This window comes from Anaerophilus nitritigenes, from assembly GCF_004138215.1.
GTDB lineage: Bacteria > Bacillota > Clostridia > Peptostreptococcales > Thermotaleaceae > Anaerophilus > Anaerophilus nitritogenes.
On record NZ_RYYS01000088.1, the window covers coordinates 1 to 22333 of the forward strand.

Genomic DNA, 22333 nt, shown 5'->3' on the forward strand with positions numbered 1-22333 from the left:
TCCAAAGCCCGTTCCTGGTCCAAAGCCCGTTCCTGGTCCAAAGCCTGTTCCTGGTCCAAAGCCTGTTCCTGGTCCAAATTGGTGTGAACTTATTTCATTTACTTCATTCATTTGTTCTACTTCATAATTATTTATATTTTCCATTCTCAATTCCTCCTGTTATGTTTTTTACTTTATGATCATGTTATGCACAAGGTTGAAAATGGTTACAATCTAACTTCCTATCATGGAGGTTTAATTGTTTTTGAGTACATCTAATATATATATTTCATAAGGATCTTTTAATTTTTTTAATATATTCACCCCTTGTTCACAATATGACTGAATATCTTCTTTTAAATATTCTTTAAATACATATTCTAAACGAAGGTTATCTTTCATATATACCTTGATCTGTGCTTTAACTCTATAGAGTAGTCCTAATTCATAGGGACTTTTTAGTTTATTTGCATAATCCTCTGCTCTTTGTAATGATAACAACGCTTCATGATACTGTCCTTTTTTCACTAATAAAAGAGACATATACCCCTGTGCAGTAGATCTTTTCCATAATGTATTAAATTGATCATATAAATTTAATGCTTTTGAAAAATACTCTATAGCACCATCATCATCACCCATATCTAGTGCAGCTTGTCCTGCATTCGTATAAAAAATTGTCAGACCTCCAATTATTTTTTGGTTCGTACATAGCTTTATAGCCTCATTATAATATTTTAAAGCACTCATGAATTTTAGATTTTGTCTTCTAATCTCTCCCATATAATTATATGCTGCTGCTATATTTAAAGTGTACTTTCCCTCATAAGTATTAATTTGATTAAATATTTCAATAGATTCTTGTAATAAACTCTCCGCTGTTTGATGATCCCCTTCCATAATTTTTTGTAAACCCTTTAATCTCAAGAGAATTCCCACATCCTTCTTTTTATTCCATTCTTTAGAAATATCTAATCCATCTTCTATATATTTTTTCATTCCGTTCATATTATAGGTCTGAATCCCATAATAGATCATTTGTCTATATCCTTTTAATGCATACTCTACATTTGTAATAGCTAGTGCTTCTTTTATCATACTCTTTATATCTTCAACACCCTCTTCATACATACCTTCTCTAATAAGGTATCTCCCTCTCATATGTAAAAAATCCATATATAAAATTCTTATTTGTTCTTGATAAGAATTATTGTTCATTATCTTTAAAAGTTCTCTTTCAATGTTTTTGAGTTGCTCACTTTCTTCTTCAGCGGTCAAATAACTTCTAGCATATTCATAAATATTTCCATCTCTTAAAATTGGAAATAATTCATGTCCAAAATTAAAATACACATCTAAATTTTTCATTTTGTATTTTAATGCATATAAGTAATTTCCGCTATTTTCAAAATGATAAATTAGTTTTGGATAAAGATATTGATCTCTTTTGTCATGAAGTAATTTTGTTTGCAATAGATTAGCAATTTTCTCATGAAGTTTCCTTTTTCTAATATTAGATTGTTCGTCATAAAGAAATTCTCTAAGCTTTTGATGTGTAAATTCAAAATAAATTTCTCCATGATCATAAGCTTCTTTGATAATTCCTCTCTCCTGTAATATTTCTAACTCATCTATCATTTCATCTGTATTTTTTTGTATTAGACTTTCTAATAAATTTAAACTTACCGGATCGAAAAACATACATAATATATTTAATAACTCTTTTTCTTCATTAGAAATATCTAAAAATCTACTTCTTAATAGGTCTTGAGTTTTATGGGATAATTTTGTAATTTTTCCACTTTCTTTTATACTGTTTACTACTTCTTTTAAGAAAAATGCATTTCCTCCTGTTTCTTTGTAAATATTTATATAAATTTCTTCGTTCCAAGCATATTTGGGTAAAGTCAATGTGATAAATTCTTTTACTTCAGAAAATTCAAAACGGTTGATATGTATTTTTTGAAGTTTTCTTAGTCCAATTCCTGAATGCATAAATTGATATATTCTCTCTTCGCTTCCACTTCTACAAGTCATAATCAAAAGTATATCTTCCACTACAAATAAATGATTTAAGAGAAATAGACTTAAATCATCCATCCATTGAATATCTTCAAATATAAGTATCATTTTTCTTTTTTTAGAAACCTTTTTTAATACCGCCACTAAAGTTTCTTCAATAACTTGTTGGGTGATATTATCCATATTCTCTATTGGATTTACTGCAGGATGATCTTGTTGCATAAAATCTGGGAATATATGATTGATAGTATTTGTCCATAAAATAGGGATATTTATTTTTTCTTTTTTGATAAGATCTTCTAACTTTATAAATAAATCATGAAAAGGATTGAGTAAATATTCTCTTTGAGCTTGATAACAAGTAGTTTGTAAAGAAATAATTCCATCATCAATAGTTTCTAAAAATTCATCTTTCAATCTACTTTTTCCTACCCCTGCTTCTCCAAATACAATAAAAGATTTAAATTTTTTATTTTTTTTAAAACAATCATATTCTTTTTGAATCGATAAAATTTCTTTCTCTCTCCCATAAAAAAAGTCTCTTTTTTTTCTTTTCTCTTCATTTTTTCTATAAATTAAAATTTCTTCGTAAAGTTCTTTCATCTCCAATCCTGGATCAATACCTAATTCATTATAAAATCTTTTGCAAAACTCATGATAAATATTAAGAGATTTGTGAATCTCTCCTTTTTTCATATATGTTCTCATTAAAATCATACAAACTTTTTCATGTAAAGGGTCTATTTCCATAAATAAATTGCCATAATAAATAATAGAAGAAATTTCTTCATTTGATATACTTTGCTCTATTTTTCGAGTAAGTCTTTTCATATATAATTCTTTTATATGGCTATCATATTGAACAGTCCATGTTTGAAATTCTTCTGCATCTTTTACATAAAACCCCTTTAAAAATTCTTCATATCCGTCTACTTTGTTTTCATCTTTTAAAAAATCATATAAATCTACTCTTATGTTTATATCTGGATTCAACATAACCATAGATTTTTTAGGGGAAATAATGATATCTATACCAAAAGTCTTTCTAATCTTGTACATAGTCTGTCTTAAGTTTTTTTTAGCTGTTTGATCATCTACTTCTCCCCATAATAAATTTACTAAAATATCTCGACTAGTGTTTTTATAAACTAACAAATAATAAAACAATGCTTCTGCCTTTTTAAATGGAAAAATAATACTTTTTTCATCTTGAATAACAGAAGGAATCCCTATTAATTTTACATATATATCATTCATTTCCTCACCTTAACCTCATCTTCATTATAAATTTATTATATCGAATTTCCTTTATATTGTACAAATATATAGATTTAAATTTATTTAGAATATATTCATTTTTACCCATATGTTGTGTAATTGACATTTTATAGACGTTCATTTATTATAATCTAAGAGTTCATACAATTAAGTTCTTATTAAAATGTAAATACTCACTCATTTAGTCCAAATATTTTACAATTCTTATGTAGCACTTGTAATTTTTCCCAAACTAAAAAATACTAAGAGGAGGAATTTTTATGTCTAACAATATATTAACACCAAAAGAAATTGCTCATTCTATGCTACAAACAGGTATAACAAAGACAAATTTATCATATATTCAAATGATCAGTTTAAGTATATTAGCTGGAATATATATTAGTTTTGGTGGATTTGGTGCTCTTACTATTAGTCAACGTATAAGTGCTATTGATGTTGGATTATCTAAAGTTTTATTTGCGATGATTTTCCCAGTTGGACTTATGTTGGTAGTAACTTGCGGTGCAGAGTTGTTCACAGGAAATCACCTTATGTGTTTAGGTGTATTCTCTGGGAAGTACTCTATGAAAAAAGTACTCAGAAATTGGATAGTGGTTTATTTTGGAAATTTCATCGGCTCTATTTTTTTTGCTCAAATGATTATCTATAGTGGTCTAGCAAATGGTCCTATCAAAGAAATGATGTTGTCTCTTTCTATCTCTAAGGTAAATATACCTATCACAGAATTAATAGTAAGAGGCATATTATGTAATATACTTGTAGCATTAGCTCTATGGATGGGTAGCGGTGCAAAAGATTTAATCAGTAAATTATTTGCTTGTTGGGCTCCTGTGATGCTATTTGTTTTATGCGGATTTGAACATAGTATTGCCAATATGTTTTTTATACCTATGGGAAAATTTTTAGGAGCTGATATTTCTTGGTTTGATATGTGGGTTTATAATCTTATTCCTGTAACAATAGGAAATTTAATAGGTGGAGCACTGATCATTCCTCTATTTTATTTCTTTGTGTATATAAAAAATGATCATCAGAAATTTTCATAAGCAATATATTTATACAGTCATAATTTTATAGTAAAATCTTACTTGTATAAAAATCATAATTTATATATTATAAAAATATAGATTATGATTTTTATAATATTATTTAGGAGGTGTACAATGAAAAAAATAACAGATAATTTAATTTTTAAACTATCATTAGGAGTAATACTAGGAATCATTATTGGAATACAATCATCTGAAGATATGATGAAATTTATGGTAAGTGTTAAATATCTTCTAGGACAAATCATCTTCTTTTGTGTTCCTTTAATTATCTTAGCCTTTATTACTCCCTCTATTGTAAAACTTAAAGCAAATGCTAGTAAGATGCTTGGCACTACTGTTTTGATTGCTTATGCTTCATCTGTGGGAGCCGCAGCTTTTGCAGTCATCTCTGGATATTCCATCATTCCTCATTTAAATATTATCAGTGAAGCAGAAGCATTAAAAAAGCTTCCAGAAATTGCATTCGAATTAAACATTCCACCTGTTATGTCTGTAATGAGTGCTTTAGTTCTTTCATTTTTGGTAGGTCTTTCTGTAATATGGGCAAAATCTGAATCTTTCGAAAAAATTCTAGATGATTTTCAAAATATGATGCTACAAGTAGTTCATAAAGTTATTATCCCTATTCTTCCTTTTTTCATTGCAACAACTTTTTCAACACTATCTTATAATGGTAGCATTACAAAACAGCTTCCTATCTTTTTAAAAGTAATTGTACTTGTTCTTATTGGTCATTTTATTTGGCTTGCATTACTTTATGGGTTAGGAGGAATAATTTCTAAAAAGAATCCTTTTGAGGTTTTCAAAAACTATGGTCCTGCATATTTAACAGCAGTAGGAACTATGTCAAGTGCAGCAACTTTGCCAGTAGCTTTAAGCTGTGCAAGAAAATCAAAAGTATTAGACAAAAAAATTGTAGACTTTGCTATTCCTCTTGGTTCTACTGTTCATTTATGTGGATCAGTACTCACAGAAACTTTTTTTATCATGGTTGTATCTAAAGTTTTATATGGCACTTTACCTACAGTTGGTACAATGATTACCTTCATTATCCTGCTTGGAATCTTTGCTGTAGGAGCTCCTGGCGTACCTGGTGGTACAGTAATGGCATCCTTAGGTATTGTTACGAGTATTATTGGATTTGATCAATCAGGAATAGGTCTTTTGCTTGCCATATTTGCCATTCAAGATAGCTTTGGAACTGCATGTAACATTACAGGAGATGGAGCCATAGCTCTTATACTAACAGGCTTATATAAGGAAATTAAATAATTAGATTTTTTCTTTTAATACTAAAAACCTTAGCCAAACTATTTATTGGCTAAGGTTTTTCTTTTTTTATAATACAACTTTTGCTAAAAGTTCTTTTTCTTTTTGTATAGTTTTTTCTTCTATTTCTTTTACTTCTTTAGATAACTTTTCTACAAAAGCTTGATCATTAATTCCACCTAAGTTGATTTTTACATTATATAAAGCAGACAAAACAGCTGTTCTTGCCATCATAGCAGCTACCGCTCCATCTGTAATAGCATTTTTATTTCCTTGATCTATTACAGATTCTATGACCTGCATCATTTGATAAGCATTTTGAGCCACTTTTAAAGGTACTTGTGCTGCCTTTTTCGTATTTTCTTCAATCGCTTCATTTCTCTTTTGTTTTTCTTCATCTGTTTCTTTTGGAAGCTTAAAAGCCTTCATTACTTCATGAAAAGAATCAGCATCTTCATCTATATCTTTAATAAAGTCATCTCTATATTCCTTTGACTTTTGTGCAACTTCTTTCATTATTTCCTCTACATCTATATATTTCTTTTTTCCTATGGTCAAATTTGCAACCATCTCAGTTAGTGCTGCTCCTACTGCTCCACTAAGGGCCGCTATACTTCCACCACCCGGTACAGGAGCATTAGATGCTGTCTCATCTAAAAATTCTTTTAAATTTTTATCTGCTAACATATTTTATCCCCCTAACGATTTGATTTATCAAATACTATTTGTCCATCTTTGATTACTGTCTCTACTGTACTTACTCCTATATGATAAGGAATAAAATGATAAGATGGATATTCTAGTATAATTACATCTCCTTTTTTACCTACATCAATACTTCCAATTTCGTTTTCTCTTCCTAGTGCTGCTGCTCCATTGATAGTCATAGCAGTAATTGCTTCTTCTGTAGTCATATTCATATAAAGTGTCGCAAGTGCCATAACTAAAGCGATAGATTCTGTAAAACAGCTTCCAGGATTTAAATCTGTAGCTAGTGCTACTGCACAATTTTGATCAATCATAAATCTAGCTCTTGCAAAATCTTCTTTTAAACTAAAGGCTGTAGCAGGAAGTAGCGTTGCTACAACTCCTTTTTCTGCCATTTTTAAAATTCCTTCATCCGATGCAGAAAGAAGATGATCTGCAGATACTGTACCAATCTCTGCAGCTAATTCCGCACCTCCTAATTGAACAATTTCATCTGCATGAATTTTTGCTTTCAGACCTAGCTCTTTAGCCTTTAATAAAAGTCTTCTAGATTGATCTACAGAGAATACATTTTTTTCACAAAATACATCACAAAATTCTGCTAAATTTTCTTTCGCTACTTTAGGTAATGTATTTTCAATAATATCATCAATAAACTCATCTTCTCGTCCTTTATATTCCTTTGGTACTGCATGAGCTCCCATATAGGTTTTTGCTATATCTATAGGATGAATCTCATCTAACTTTTTCATTACTTGCAATTGTTTTATTTCTGTCTCTTCATCTAATCCATATCCACTCTTTCCTTCAACTGTCGTTACTCCAAAGGAAAGCATATCATTCAATCTTTTTTTACCTAAATATACCAATTCTTCATGAGATGCTTTTCTAGTTTTTTCAACAGAACTTACAATTCCTCCTCCTTTTTCCATAATTTCCATATAACTTGCACCTCTTAAGCGCATAGAGAATTCTTCCGCTCTATATCCACCAAATACAAAATGCGTATGAGAATCTACAAAACCAGGTAATACAGCTTTTCCACTAGCATCAATAACTTCATATTTATCAAACTCTACATCTTTTAGGACCTCTTCATTTTTTCCTACGGCATGAATTTTTCCGTTCTTTATGATCACTGCTCCATCTTCTATGACATGTAGATTTGACATCTCTTTTCCTGACTTTTTAGAGAATCCACTACACGTTACAACTTGAGAAGCATTTTTAATAATTATATTCTTCATAGGCTACTCCATTAAATTGCTTTCAATTACTTTGTCCATAGAAAAACCGTAGAGTCCTAAATAATATCCTGCACTATCTATTAATGCTTCCATAGGAACTAATCCTATGATTTCACTTCCTAATACATTGACACCATATCTTTTTGCTTCCATTTTTACTGTTTCAAAGACTCTATATACAGATGTTTTTGTATAATCTGTAATATTCATAGTTACTTGAGTAATCCCTCTTTCTTTAATTTCCACTCCACCAGCTTTAATATATCTAAAGCCTCCATTTGAATGACGAATCACCTTTGCAATATTTTTGGCAATCTCTATATCTTTTGTATCTAAATCGATATTATATGCTACAAGTGGCATTCTAGCTCCTACAGCAGTTACACCAGCAGTTTTATGAATTTCTCTTTTTCCGAAGTCAGGATTCCATTCAGCCTTTTGAAGCTTTTCTGCCATTCCTTCAAATTGGCCTTTTCTAACCGTTGCAAGATTTTCTCTTTCTGGAATAGTAGCTGCTTTTTCATATAAAAATATAGGAATATCATACTGTTCATTAATCTCTTTTGCTGTCTCTTTTGCAAGTTCTACTACTTCTGTCATGCTCATATTCTTAATAGGAATAAACGGAACTACATCCGTTGCACCCATTCTAGAATGCTCTCCTTCATGCTTTGTCATATCAATTAACTCTGTAGCTACTCCAATAGCTTCTACTACTGCTTTTTTTACAGCTTGAGGCTCTCCCATTACTGTTACTACTACTCTATTATAATCTTTATCTGCTTCATAATTTAAAAGCTTTACTCCTTCTTTTCCTCTTAGAGGTGCTACAATTTTTTCTATTTTTTCTAAATCTCTTCCTTCACTAAAATTTGGAACACACTCTACTATTTTTTTAACTTCACTCATGATCTTCTTCCCCCTATTTCTCTATTTTTTCCCATATTTGATCCACTGCATTTTTTACAGCTTCTTCCCTCGGAACATATGGAAGTGTAATATGATCCTTACCTTTCATAATTTCATTGTATTCTATACAAGTAGTAACAGCGTTTTCATTTCTTGCCCATGCACGTCTTGAAACTCCACACATAGTATCCCATGGCATAGAAGCTCTTAAAATATCATCTACTCTTTGACTGCCATCTAACACCATACCAAATCCTCCATTGATGGATTTTCCAATTCCTACTCCTCCACCATTATGAAGAGCTATCAGACTCATTCCTCTTGCTGCATTTCCTGCAAAACAATGAGTTGCCATTTCTGCCATAATATTACTTCCATCTTTAATATTAGAAGTCTCTCTAAACGGAGAATCTGTTCCACCTGTATCATGATGATCGCGACCTAGCATTACCGGTCCAATTTCTCCGTTTCTTACCATTTCATTAAATTTAAGAGCAATCTTTGTTCTTCCTAATGCATCTTGATAAAGAATTCTCGCTTGAGTTCCTACTACTAATTTATTTTTATCTGCATCTTGAATCCATATATAGTTGTCTCTATCTTGATATCTTCTATCAGGATCAATACACTCCATAGCTGCATGATCTGTTTTTAATAAATCCTCATGTTTTCCACTTAAGCATACCCATCTGAATGGACCATATCCATAATCAAATAATTGAGGTCCTAAAATATCTTCTACATAGGAAGGCCAAATGAATCCATCTTTATCATCTCTTTTATTTTTAGAGATTTCTTTGATTCCTGAATCATAAATAGCTTTCATAAAAGCATTTCCATAATCAAAGAAGTAAGTTCCTTTATCAACCAATGCTTTGATTACTTCAAAATGACTCTTAAGTGTCTCGTCTACTAATTTGTGAAATTTCTTATGATCTGTTGCTAAAAGATTTGTTCTTTCTTCAAAAGTAATTCCTTGTGGACAATATCCTCCTGTATAGACTTCATGACAAGAGGTTTGATCTGATAAAAGATCTATATGAATATCTTTCTCTAATGCATATTCTAGTAAATCTACTATATTTCCATGAAAAGCAATGGCACAAGGCTCTTTTTTATTCATATATTCTTTAGCTAAATCAAAAGCTTCTTCACAAGTTTTTGCAACTTTACTTACCCATCCTTGAGTATATCTAGTTTCTATTCTTGATTCATCAACTTCTGCTATAATTCCTACTCCACCTGCAATTTCTACAGCTTTACCTTGAGCACCACTCATTCCTCCAAGACCTGATGTAATAAATAATCTTCCTTTTAAATCTTCATCTTGTGGAATACCTAATTTTAATCTTCCTGCATTTAAAATTGTATTATAAGTTCCATGTACAATTCCTTGAGGACCTATATACATCCATCCTCCTGCAGTCATTTGTCCATAATTGGCAACTCCTAATGCGGCTGCTCTATTGAAATTGTCCAAATCATCAAACATACCAATCATAAGCCCATTGGTAACGATTACCCTTGGTGAATCTGGTTTTGAATGAAATAGTCCTACAGGATGTCCAGATTGTATTACTAAAGTTTGATCTTGTGTTAAAACTTCTAAATACTTTTTAATCAATCTATATTGCATCCAGTTTTGAAAAATCATACCTGTCTCTCCATAGGTAACTAATTCATATGGATAAAGTGCAATATCAAAATCTAAATTGTTGTCAATCATAACTTGAAATGCTTTTCCTTCTACACATTGTCCTTTATATTCATCAATAGGCTTTCCTTTTAGTTTACCTTTTGGTCTAAAACGATACCCATAAATTCTTCCCATTGTCACAAGTTCGTCTAAAAATTCAGGAATCAATTGTTCGTGAAGTTCCTCTGGAATATATCTTAGAGCATTTTTTAGAGCTAATTCTGTTTCTTCTTTAGTAAGAGTCAAATCTCTTCTTGGAGCACGTCTAATTCCTTTTTCAAATTCAGGGTACTCAGGAAGTACTGATTCTAATTTAATGGTCATGTTATTTGCAATAGATTGATTTAAATTCATAAAAATTCCTCCCTATTTTAAAATAATCCTATAATATTTCCATCTTGATCTATATCCATTTTGCTAGATGATGGTACCTTTGGAAGTCCTGGCATAGTCATTACATCTCCTGTAAGACATACTATAAACCCTGCTCCTGCAGATACTTTTAATTCTCTTACTGTCACTTCAAAATCCTTCGGTGCTCCTAATAAATCCTTATCGTCAGATAAAGAATATTGTGTTTTAGCCATACATATAGGCAATTTGTCAAAGCCCAATTCTTCTAGTTTTTTCATTTGCTTTTTAGCAGGTCCTGTAAATACTGCTCTTTTTCCTCCATAAATCTCTGTCACAATTTTATTAACCTTTTGTTCTATAGAATCATTTATGTCATAAAGGAATTTAAAATCTGGCTTTTCATTTTCTACCATACGAACTACTTTCTGAGCCATATCAACTCCACCTTCTCCACCTTTAGCCCATACTTCATTTAAAGATACTTCTACTCCTATTTCTGCACATTTTTTCTTTAACATATCAATTTCTGCTTCTGTATCTTGTATGAATTTGTTGATAGATACCATTACTGGCAAACCAAATTTTCTAATATTTCCAACTTGTTTTTCTAAGTTTTCAAATCCTTTTCCTACTGCCTCTACATTTTCTGCTCCTAATTCTGTCTTTTTTACTCCTCCATGCATTTTTAATGCTCTTATAGTAGCTACAACTACAACTCCATCTGGAGTAAGATTTCCATACCTACATTTTATATCTAAGAATTTTTCTGCACCCAAATCTGCACCAAAACCTGCTTCTGTAACTAAATAATCTCCTAATTTAAGACCTAATTTTGTAGCCATAATACTATTGCATCCATGAGCAATATTAGCAAAAGGTCCTCCATGAATAAGAGCCGGTGTATTTTCTAAGGTTTGTACTAAGTTTGGTTTGATAGCATCTTTAAATAGAAGTGCCATAGCTCCATGTACTTCTAGATCTCTTGCTGTTACAGGTTGTTGATCCATATTATAAGCAACTACCATTCTTCCAAATCTTTCTTTTAAGTCCATTAAATCTGTTGCCAAACATAATACCGCCATTACTTCTGATGCTACTGTAATCATAAATCCATCTTCACGAGTAAAACCATTTGGTTTTCCTCCAAGACCTACAACAACTTGTCTAAGATTTCTATCATTCATATCTAGAACTCTTTTCCATATAATTTGTCTAGAATCTATTCTTAAAGCATTACCTTGATGAATATGATTATCAATTACTGCAGCTAATAGATTGTTTGCTGTTGTAATCGCATGCATATCTCCGGTAAAGTGAAGATTGATATCTTCCATAGGAACAACTTGAGCATATCCTCCTCCTGCTGCTCCTCCCTTTACTCCAAAGACAGGACCTAATGATGGTTCTCTTAAAGCAATTACTGCCTTTTTGCCTATTTTATTCAATGCTTGTCCTAAGCCAACAGCTGTAGTAGATTTTCCTTCTCCCGCAGGTGTAGGATTGATTGCTGTTACAAGAATCAATTTTCCGTCTTTTTCATCCTCTAATCTTTTAAAAATATCTAAAGAGATTTTTCCTTTATATTTACCATATAGCTCTAATTCATCTTCTGAAACACCTAATTTTTCTGCTACTTCAGAAATTGGTACCATGTTCGCTTTTTGTGCAATTTCTATATCACTTAATACACTCATTTTTTCCACTCCTTTTGTCGTTTTTTTTATTATAAAATACTTTCGTCATTAAAACGTCTATATAGATTAAATTTTTTTAATTTTTTATTAAATCAATAAATTATTTTATATTTTTTCTTTTATTGCAACAATTAAAAGTTTCTACTAATATATACAATTCCCTCTGCTACAATTTTTACTCGTCCTTTTAGATAAATTTTTTCAATAGTATTATTTTTCCATATCGTTGAAATCTCTAAAACTCCTCCTGGTTGATTTACTTTTAAATTCATATCGTTTTGATGTTCATAAGAAAGAGCTACTCCTAATGCAGCTGTACCAGAACCACATCCTCTCTCAAAAACAAGACTTTCTGTTTCCTTCACATAAATCAAAGGCTCTATAAAAGTATTTGCTTCATCATAAAATATCATACCCAAAGCTTCATATTCTAAATCTTTTAATTTTTCTTTTACTTTCAAGAAAAAATTGGTCTTGTCTTTAATTTTTTCATTTTTCAATACAACATGAACGATTCCTGGAAATTCAACTAATTGCATATGATAATTTTGTCCATCTATCTCTATATCCAAATTCTTTATATTTTTATGTAGAGGCATATCAATACTTGAAATGAATTCTATAGGATCATTTGTTTCTTCAACATGACAATATATAATTTTTTCCATTCCAGATACTTCTATTGGAATATTCATTTTTCTATCTTTTTTTATTACACTCTTATGATCTTCATAAGCTAATAATGCTGCTAATGCTCGAGTTGCATTTGCACAAAATTCTCCACCCATCATCTGTAATCTTACACATTCTCCATCTTGTGCTTTTTCTATAAATCCAACTTGCTCTGCATAAACATTCCCATATGCCATTATCTTATTAGCTATTTCTATATAACAGCTTCTAGGTAGTTGATTTCTAATAAACACAGTCATGTTTTCTGTCGGATTTACCTTTGCAAAATGTAGCTTCATCTTCACTCCTCCTTTTTTAATAAACAAAGCACCCATCTTAATAGTTTGCAATCAAGATGAGTGCTTTGTTGGTTTTTAAAAGATCATAGCTCCAATTATCCCAAAAATCATAAGTGGTATATTAAAGTGTAAAAAGGTAGGAACACAAGTATCCCAAATATGATCATGTTGTCCATCTGCATTAAGTCCTGCTGTAGGCCCTAATGTACTATCTGATGCAGGTGAACCCGCATCTCCTAAAGCTGCCGCTGTTCCAATAAGCACTGCTGTAGCCAATGGGCTAAATCCCATCTTCAAAGCCAAAGGTACATATATTACTGCAATAATTGGAATTGTTCCAAACGATGTTCCAATCCCCATAGTAATAATCAACCCTAATAAGATCATGATAGATGCTGCAATCAATTTACTACCACCCATTAAACTTGCTGCTGCATTTACCAATCCTTCTACTCCACCTGTTTCTCTAATTACACTAGCATATCCAGACGCTACGAGCATAACAAATGCAATAAATCCCATCATACCAATTCCACTATCCATAAGACTATCTATATGTTTCCATTCAATAGCTTTAAACGAAACCATAATTCCAAGACCTACTAAAGCTCCTAAAGGTAATGATCCTACTGTAAGCTGAATAACTAATGCTGCTAATGCTCCAGCTAATGCTACAAAATGAGATGTATTTAACTCAATATTTTTTTCTTCTACCACTTCTTCTGCTGGATTTTCCTCTATTTTGTATTCTCTAGGTTTTCTATAGGTAATAAATATAGCTACTAAAACCCCCACTAACATCCCAAACCCAGGAAGCCACATTCCTTTCCAAACATCTGTATTTGCCATAGCTATACCATTTGCAGTCATTTCCTTTGCAACAATTCCATGAAATATCAATCCAAAACCTACTGGAAGCGCCAAATAAGGGGCTTTTAGTCCAAATGTTAAAGCACAAGCTGCTCCTCTTCTATCTAGTTTCAATTTACTCATAATTCCAAGAAGCGGCGGAATCAATATAGGAATAAATGCAATGTGAACAGGTATTAAGTTTTGAGAAAAACAACTAATCAGCGCTATCAAAATCAAAAGTGTTTTTTGTTTTCCTTGCATCATTCCTGCTATTTTTCTAGATAAAATACTAGCAAGACCTGTATGGTGAATTGCTGCTGCCAACGCCCCAAGTAAAATATAGCTCAAAGCAGTCTCTGAATTTCCTCCCATTCCACCAATAAGAATATCCATCACTTCTTTAATAGGCATCCCTGCAATAAGTCCTCCAGCAATAGCTGCCACCAAAAGAGCAATGATAACATTTAGCTTTAAAAGACAAAGCACACTCATAATCACTACCGAAAGCACAACTGGATTTGTTAACATAATTCCCCTCCTTTTTATAATTCCTTTTATTTTTACTTAATACTTTATCACATTAAATCGATAAATGGAAGTAGTTTTTTATTGTAATTCCAAATCTCCTATTGTTTCCTCTACTTCTTTTAACATATTGCTTTCACAAATTAATTTTGCACATTTATTAATATCTTTATACAAAATACGATCTTCATGTAATGTTTCTATAACTTGACGAATTTTTTCATAAGCTACTTTTGTTCCTTTTCCTAAATGCTTTCCTTTGTTAAAATCTATAGCTTGAGCTGCTGCCATCAACTCTATAGCTAAAACATTTTTTACATTTTCACAAATTTCTTTTGCTTTCCTTGCTGCAATAGTACCCATACTTACATGATCTTCTTGATTTGCAGAAGAAGGAATAGAATCTACACTAGCTGGATGAGCCAATACTTTATTTTCAGATACTAATGCTGCTGCTGCATATTGAGCAATCATAAACCCTGAATGAAGTCCTCCTTTTTCTGTTAAAAATGCAGGCAGTCCACTTAACTGAGGATTTACTAGTCTTTCAATTCTTCTTTCTGAAACATTTGCAATTTCCGATAATGCAATTCCTAAAAAGTCAAAAGCTAAAGCCATAGGCTGTCCATGGAAATTTCCTCCTGATATAGCAGATTCATCTTCTGTAAAGATCAAAGGATTGTCTGTAGCTCCATTAATTTCAATATTGATTTTGTCTAGTACATAAGAAATGGCATCTTTACTCGCTCCATGGATTTGAGGTACACATCTTAATGTATAAGCATCTTGTACTCTAATTTCTCCTTGTCTAGTAGTTCTTTGACTTTCTTCTACAAGTCTTAAAAGATTTTTAGCTGTAATCATTTGTCCCTTATGAGGTCTTACTTCATGTACTCTTTTATCATATGCATCTACAATTCCATTTAATCCTTCTACAGTAAGTGCAGCTGCAATATCTGCCGTTTTTAATATATTAATGGAATCATGTACAGTAAGTGCTCCTACAGCAGTCATCACTTGTGTTCCGTTAATCAATGCCAATCCTTCTTTCGATGTAAGAACCACAGGCTCAATTCCAGCTTTTTCCATAGCTTCTTTTCCTGTCATAAGTTTTCCTTTGTAATACGCTTCCCCTTCACCTATTAACACCAATGTCATATGAGATAATGGTGCTAAATCTCCACTTGCTCCTAAAGATCCCTTTTCTGGAATAGCAGGATGTACTCCTTTATTAATCATTTCAATAAGAGTTTGAAGAGTTTTTGGTTGAATACCTGAAAAACCTTTTGACAACGCATTTGCTCTAAGAAGCATAATAGCTCTTGAAATATCTTCAGAAAAATGTTTTCCTACTCCGCATGCATGACTCATAATTAAGTTTTTTTGAAGATCCTTTGATTCTTCTTTAGAGATTGCTACATCGCTAAACTTACCAAATCCAGTAGTTATACCATATACAGTTCTTTCTTCATCTACTAATTTATCTACAAAAGCTCTAGATTTTTTTACTTTTTCTAATGCCTCTTCAGTTAAAGCTACTTCAAAATCCTCTCTTGCTACTTTTACTACATCCTCTAATGTTAAACTATTTCCATCAATTAATATTTTGTTCATGAAATTCCCTCCTGAGTTGAAATTTATTTTTGTTATTTTTATAAATGTTTAGAATTTTAACTTTATTATATTCTTTTCTGCATAATTTGTCAATTTATTTTATAAATATTAGTTTTTATTAAAGTGATAACGCTTTACAGTAATAATGCATTGTTGAATTTCAAATATGCATATGCTTTTTTAAAAAAACTATCTCATTTATTTTTATTTTCAAAATTATGCATTTTTATGCATTTTTATTCTTTTTTTACTTTCACTTCATTTCTTTTTTGTAATATTTATCCATTATAAAGTTCTTATTTTCACAAGGTATGAAATTGTGATTATAAAAAATTTCATTCTTCTTATATTATATTTTTTAACAATTCTTGTTTTATAAAATATATCTTTCCCATATATATTAAAAATAGTCATTTTCCAAAAAATACAAAAGAGACAATTACTTGCCTCTAAATTATTTTTAAATAAATTATTTTTCCTATGTAATATAATATGGGAATGAAAATCGCTGGCAGCATATTTCCTACCTTGAGTTTTTTTAACTCAAGTAAATTAAAACCCAGTCCCATAATCAGAAGTCCTCCAATAGCTGACATTTCTCTGATCACTTCAGCAGTAAGCACATCCTTCATATAAATCGCCAACAAAGTAATAATTCCTTGATATAAAAATACAGAAACAGCAGAAAAAATCACTCCAATTCCTAAAGTAGAAGTAAAAACAATAGAAGTAATTCCATCCAATGTAGATTTTGCAAACAGAGTTTGATGATTTCCTGTCAATCCACTTTCTAACGCTCCTACAATCGCCATCGATCCTACACAAAAGAGTAAGCTTGAAGTCACAAAACCTTTTGCAATACTTCCTTGTTGATCTCCTAATTTGTTTCCTATGTATTTTCCTAACTTATCTAGATTATCTTCAATATTTAAAAATTCTCCTAAAACACTTCCAATGACCATACTAAAAATAACAAGAAGTATGTTTTGCGTTTTTACAGCCCCCATAATCCCTATAAGTATTACACTTAAAGCATTAGCTTTTAAAACAGTTTCATTATACTTCTTTGGAATTCCTCCTTTGAATAATAATCCTAACAAACTGCCTCCTATAATTGCTAATGTATTTACAATAGTCCCTAGCATAAAAATTCCTCCTCTGTCTATAGAAATCTAGTATTCTAGATTAAAGAGAAATTTCCTTCTCACTAACCATATTTTATTACTTATCTTTTGATGTATATATTTTAAAATCTATAAATATAATCACAATCAAAAATAACAGTATGCTTATCATCTTAAATTCTAAATTTTTAGCTTCTATGAGTATTTTATCCAGTCCTACTATTATCATTTATTTTTTTGCGACTAACTCCCCATATAATTTCATAAGATTGAGATGATTGAATTGAAATTTATTGATTTAGATATTTTTCAAAAATGTGTTTTATAAGTTTAAAATATAGTGACTAAAAACCTTTCTGATGATAAAATATAAATAATATAAGCTTAGTGTATCGAAAGGATGAATATTATGGAAAAAGTATTACAACAAATACTTACTGAAATGAAAACTATAAATCAACGCCTTGATCACATGGAATCTGACATTAAAGATCTAAAGCAAGGTCAAACTAAATTAGAACAAGGTCAAACTAAATTAGAGCAAGGTCAACAAGAAATCAAAAATCACCTTATTCAACTTGATTCACAAAATGCAACAAGACATATGGATGCTTTCTCTCAGCTTAAAACTATTGATAAAGAAGTAAAATTTATAAAACACAAACTTCACCAAACAGAAGAAGATGTATTTGATATAAAAGACCATCTAAAAATAATTAAATAAAAAATGTCGTTTAGCTCTCATAATTTTTGCTTAATTGGGAGTTAACGACATTTTTTATAAGTTTTATTCTTTCAATAGGTTGTTTATTTTACATAAGATTTTATCACTTCAATTATAGTCTCCACTGCTTTGTCCATATCTTCTACACATATTGCTTCAAATTTTCCATGAAAGTTAAAGCCTCCTGTAAATATATTAGGGGTTGGAAGTCCCATATAAGATAATCTTGCTCCATCTGTACCTCCTCTTATAGCTTTTACAAGAGGTTTTACCCCTACTTTTTCCATAGCTTTTACTACTGAATCTACAATATGTATTACTGGCAATATTTTTTCTTTCATATTAAAATATGAGTCTTCTATTTTAATTTCTACTGTAGCTTCACCATATTTTCTATTGATAAACTCACAAGCTTTTTTCATAAAATCTTTTTTATTTTGAAATTTTTTCATATCATGATCTCTTATAATATATTCCATATTTGTTTCTTCAACAGATCCTTCAAATTTGTCTAAATGATAAAACCCTTCATATCCTTCTGTATATTGTGGAACTTCAAAGGTTGGTAAAAGTCCATTAAGCTCCATCCCAATTAACATAGAATTTTTCATTTTAAGCTTTGCTGATCCTGGATGAATATTTGATCCGTTTACTTTAATATACACAGACGCTGCATTAAAGTTTTCATATTCTATTTCTCCAAGAAAAGCACCATCTATTGTATAAGCAAAATCAGCTCCAAATTTTTCTATGTCAAAGCAATCTGCACCTCTCCCAATTTCTTCATCTGGTGTAAACCCAATTTTTATATCTCCATGTTGAATTTCTGGATGATTGGTAAAATATTCAATAACAGTCATAATTTCTGAAATTCCAGCTTTGTCATCTGCTCCTAGGAGTGTTGTTCCATCTGTAGTAATAAGAGTTTTTCCCTTATAATCTTTTAAATATGGAAAATCTGATACCTTCATAATAATTCCTAAATCTTTATTTAAAATAATATCTTCTCCATCATAATCTTTAATCATATTTGCTTTAACATTTTCACCTGAGAACTCTGGACTTGTATCTAAGTGGGAAATTAGTCCTATAGAAGGTATATTTTCTATATTTCTCTTAAGTGTACCCATTACATAACAATTCTCATCTACATGTGCATCTTCAATTCCCATGTTTTTCAATTCTTCTACCAATAAATTAGCCAGTTCAAATTGAGTTTTTGTACTAGGTATCGTTTCTGAATAATCATCTGATTTTGTATTAATCTTTACATATCTGAGTAATCTTTCATAAGCCTTTTCCATTTTATTTCCTCCTATCTAATTATAAAATATAGTATTATAACATGGAGGCTATCTCAAAAGAAAATTTTTTCTTTTGATGATAACCTCCATATTGTTTTAAATTAATGCTTGAATCAACAACATAACTGCTGCAAATCCTCCAATAATGCCCATCAAAGGCATAATAAATTTTAACCATTTGTCATAAGTTACATCTACCATAGACAAAGTTACTAGTATCAACCCTGTTGGAGTGATAAATGCCATCAGTCCTTGACCATATTGATAAGCACTTACTACTACATCTCTTGGTAGTCCTACTGTATCTGCAAGTGGTGCCATAATAGGCATAGATAATACTGCAAGACCTGATGCAGATGGAATAAAGAATCCTAACACACAAAATATAATAAGCATCAATATAGAAAATAATCCTGCATTCATTCCACTAACAACATTAGTTGCTCCATAAAGAATAGAATCAGAAATTAATCCATTATCCATAATCAAATTTACCGCTCTAGCAACTCCAACAGTAAGGGCTACCCCTGTTAGATCAGCTGCTCCTGCTACAAATTCATGAACTGCTTTTTTCTCACCCATACCAGAGATTGCGCAAATAACAATTCCTATAAAGAAGAATAAAGCTGTCATTTCCATAAACCACCAGTCTTGAGATGAAACACCCCAAATCATAACTCCAAAAGCAAGTGCAAATATTAAAATCATTGATTTTCTTCTAAAAGTAAACTCTGGAACCTCTGCATTTCTATTTAAAAATTTATTTTCTATATCTTCCTTTTGATCAAATATCAAAGAAGCTTCTGGATTTTTTTTGATTTTTTCAGCATATTTTACAATATAAATTACAGTTACTGTTGTAGCAATAAAAAGCCCAATCGCTCTTAATACCAGACCATTTGTAAAAGATATTCCTGCCGCATTGGATCCTATAACAGAACAAAAAGGATTTACTGTTGAAAACATTGTACCTATAGATGAGCCCATATATAAAGCTGCAATACAGACAATAGCATCATACCCTGCCACCATAAACACTGGAACCAATATTGGATAAAGAGCAATAGTCTCTTCTGCCAATCCAAAAGTTGTACCACCTAATGAAATTATAAAAGTAACAATTACAATCAGTAAATATTCTCTACCTTTTGTTACTCTTGATAAACTTGCAAATCCTGCATCAAAAGCACCACTATTATTTAAAACTCCAATAATTCCACCTATAATAAATACAAACATAATAATGTCTACTGTATCATAAAGCCCTTCTATAGGAGCTTTTATGATTTGAATAATTCCTTGTGGATTGCTTTCTAATTTTTCATAAGTTCCAGGAATAGCAATTGCTTTGTAAATACTTCCATCTGTAAATTTTGTAATATCTACCTTTACTCCAAGTTGATCTAGTGTAGCTTGTGTCCCTTCATATTCCTGGGTTGATTCTCCATCAGGTGACGTTATTACAAATACTTGTTTTTCACTATCAAACATCAATTTAGAATAAGAACCTGCTGGAACAACATAAGTTAAAATAGCTGCAAAAATTAAAACAATAAATAATACCGTATAAGCCGTTGGAAAACTTCTTTTTTTCTTTTTCACATTAGCTTCCATATTAATTCTCCTTTATTTTAATAATTTTAATAAAGCACATGAATAAATTTCTATTGCTTTTTTCATTTCTTCTAAGCATATATATTCATTAGGCTGATGCTCTGTTTCCTCTGTATATGGAAAAGCTGCCCCAAAAGCTACGCAGTTGTCCATAGCTCTTGCATAAGTTGCACCTCCTGTTGATATAGGTACACTTTTGTCATCCTTTGTCACTTCTACATAAGCCTCCATCAATGTCTTTACAAGCTTTGAATCTAAACTTGTATAGATAGATCTTAAATAATCATGTTCTCTCATTTCAAAACCATACTGTTTTATTACTTCATTTAATTTATTAACTACAAAATCTTTATCTACTGTTACTGGTATTCTTATATCTATATGTAAAATTTCTTCATTTTCATTCATATGTATTTGTCCTATATTAAATTTTAAACTACCTGATACTTCATCTTTACATTCTCCAAATATAGAAGTAGCTAATGCATCCTCTAAAATATTTTCTACAATGAAACGAATGCATTTTGAATTCATTCCAATTTCATTCATTGCAATTAAAAGCCTACAAATTGCATTGATTCCTTTTTCAGAGTCTTTAGCATGTGCGCTTTTTCCCATAACTACAATTTTATCATTTTCTTTTTCGTACTCATAATTTAGCTTTTTCAATGCTTTTATAAGTTTATCTAAATCTCTTCCTTCATAAACTGCTTGTGAAGGTACTAGGTTGTATCCATCTCCTGTTTTAATTCTTATATCTGTTTCATTCTTTGCAATTAAATCTAATTGTAACAGTCCTTTTTCAGCATAAATCAACGGAAAATCTGCATCTGGAGTAAATCCATAATCAGGAATCTGTTCTTTTTTATTATACTCATGAATTCCTCTCCAAAGATTTTCTTCATCAGTCCCATATATAAATCTAATTTTTTTATTTACTGCAAACCCACTGTCAATAATAGCTTTTAATGCATACATAGCTCCCAAAGTAGGCCCTTTATCATCTTGAGTTCCTCTACCAAATAATTTACCATCTTTTATAACAGGATCAAAAGGGTTTGTATTCCATTTTTTTAAATCCCCTGGTGGAACTACATCCAAATGTCCTAACACCCCAATCATTTCACTTCCTTCTCCATAATCAGCATATCCATAGTAGCCTTTAGAATCATAGAAGGTTTTAAATCCTAATTTTTCAGCTATCTCTAACATTTTTTTTAAAGCTTTATCAATATTTTCCCCAAATGGATAAGAACTTTCATCTTCTTCATATACACTTGGTATTTTAATTAAAGCTTTAAGATCACTTACAAATTCATCAAAACTGATTTGAATCTTTTCATTTACTTCATTCATGATTTATCCTCCTGTTAATTATTTATTTTTTGGTATTA

16 protein-coding genes are annotated in these 22333 nt (G+C 30.8%); 3 read left to right on the forward strand and 13 right to left on the reverse strand.

Translation table 11 applies throughout. From position 1 onward, the window contains the following. Window positions 1–234: 234 nt before the first annotated feature. Window positions 235–3258, reverse strand: coding sequence for a BTAD domain-containing putative transcriptional regulator (locus EK368_RS12555; protein WP_129600226.1), 3024 nt, complete (start codon window positions 3256–3258; stop codon window positions 235–237). A 281-nt stretch (window positions 3259–3539) separates the two neighbouring features. On the opposite strand from EK368_RS12555, the gene EK368_RS12560 reads away from it, so the two are divergent. After that, on the forward strand, window positions 3540–4328 hold the full coding sequence (locus EK368_RS12560; protein WP_129600228.1) for a formate/nitrite transporter family protein: 789 nt from the start codon (window positions 3540–3542) through the stop codon (window positions 4326–4328). Between the two features lie 117 nt (window positions 4329–4445). Then, window positions 4446–5606 (forward strand): dicarboxylate/amino acid:cation symporter, encoded by a 1161-nt coding sequence (locus EK368_RS12565; RefSeq protein ID WP_129600230.1) that lies wholly within the window; start codon window positions 4446–4448, stop codon window positions 5604–5606. 66 nt (window positions 5607–5672) lie between these two features. On the opposite strand, the gene EK368_RS12570 is transcribed toward EK368_RS12565, so the two are convergent. The 9 genes from EK368_RS12570 to EK368_RS12610 form a co-directional block, all read right to left on the reverse strand. Next, the gene (locus tag EK368_RS12570) at window positions 5673–6290 is read right to left on the reverse strand and encodes a cyclodeaminase/cyclohydrolase family protein (RefSeq protein ID WP_129600232.1); all 618 of its coding nucleotides are present in this window, start codon (window positions 6288–6290) and stop codon (window positions 5673–5675) included. Between the two features lie 11 nt (window positions 6291–6301). Further along, window positions 6302–7558, reverse strand: a complete 1257-nt coding sequence (hutI, locus tag EK368_RS12575; RefSeq protein WP_129600234.1) for an imidazolonepropionase — start codon at window positions 7556–7558, stop codon at window positions 6302–6304. A gap of 3 nt (window positions 7559–7561) precedes the next feature. Then, window positions 7562–8467 carry a glutamate formimidoyltransferase gene (ftcD, locus tag EK368_RS12580; protein WP_129600236.1) on the reverse strand — a complete coding sequence of 302 codons (906 nt, stop codon included), beginning with the start codon at window positions 8465–8467 and terminating at the stop codon, window positions 7562–7564. A gap of 13 nt (window positions 8468–8480) precedes the next feature. Beyond that, window positions 8481–10517 carry a urocanate hydratase gene (locus EK368_RS12585; RefSeq protein WP_129600238.1) on the reverse strand — a complete coding sequence of 679 codons (2037 nt, stop codon included), beginning with the start codon at window positions 10515–10517 and terminating at the stop codon, window positions 8481–8483. A 17-nt stretch (window positions 10518–10534) separates the two neighbouring features. Next, on the reverse strand, window positions 10535–12211 hold the full coding sequence (locus EK368_RS12590) for a formate--tetrahydrofolate ligase (protein WP_129600240.1): 1677 nt from the start codon (window positions 12209–12211) through the stop codon (window positions 10535–10537). A gap of 131 nt (window positions 12212–12342) precedes the next feature. Then, window positions 12343–13182 (reverse strand): histidine racemase CntK family protein, encoded by an 840-nt coding sequence (locus EK368_RS12595; protein WP_129600242.1) that lies wholly within the window; start codon window positions 13180–13182, stop codon window positions 12343–12345. A 75-nt stretch (window positions 13183–13257) separates the two neighbouring features. Beyond that, window positions 13258–14562 carry a Na+/H+ antiporter family protein gene (locus EK368_RS12600; RefSeq protein ID WP_341472798.1) on the reverse strand — a complete coding sequence of 435 codons (1305 nt, stop codon included), beginning with the start codon at window positions 14560–14562 and terminating at the stop codon, window positions 13258–13260. A gap of 78 nt (window positions 14563–14640) precedes the next feature. After that, window positions 14641–16173 carry a histidine ammonia-lyase gene (hutH, locus tag EK368_RS12605; protein ID WP_129600246.1) on the reverse strand — a complete coding sequence of 511 codons (1533 nt, stop codon included), beginning with the start codon at window positions 16171–16173 and terminating at the stop codon, window positions 14641–14643. A 449-nt stretch (window positions 16174–16622) separates the two neighbouring features. After that, on the reverse strand, window positions 16623–17318 hold the full coding sequence (locus EK368_RS12610; RefSeq protein WP_129600248.1) for a DUF554 domain-containing protein: 696 nt from the start codon (window positions 17316–17318) through the stop codon (window positions 16623–16625). A gap of 388 nt (window positions 17319–17706) precedes the next feature. On the opposite strand from EK368_RS12610, the gene EK368_RS12615 reads away from it, so the two are divergent. Beyond that, window positions 17707–18021 carry a hypothetical protein gene (locus EK368_RS12615; protein WP_129600250.1) on the forward strand — a complete coding sequence of 105 codons (315 nt, stop codon included), beginning with the start codon at window positions 17707–17709 and terminating at the stop codon, window positions 18019–18021. 83 nt (window positions 18022–18104) lie between these two features. Here the strand turns inward: EK368_RS12615 and pepT are convergent, their stop codons facing one another. The 3 genes from pepT to EK368_RS12630 all read right to left on the reverse strand — a co-directional run bounded on the left by pepT (window position 18105) and on the right by EK368_RS12630 (window position 22295). Further along, window positions 18105–19325 (reverse strand): peptidase T, encoded by a 1221-nt coding sequence (pepT, locus tag EK368_RS12620; RefSeq protein WP_129600251.1) that lies wholly within the window; start codon window positions 19323–19325, stop codon window positions 18105–18107. Between the two features lie 96 nt (window positions 19326–19421). Then, entirely contained in the window at window positions 19422–20939 is a 1518-nt protein-coding gene (locus tag EK368_RS12625; protein ID WP_129600252.1) for a YfcC family protein, read from the reverse strand. A 12-nt stretch (window positions 20940–20951) separates the two neighbouring features. Next, the gene (locus EK368_RS12630; protein WP_129600254.1) at window positions 20952–22295 is read right to left on the reverse strand and encodes a M20 family metallopeptidase; all 1344 of its coding nucleotides are present in this window, start codon (window positions 22293–22295) and stop codon (window positions 20952–20954) included. Window positions 22296–22333 lie beyond the last annotated feature (38 nt).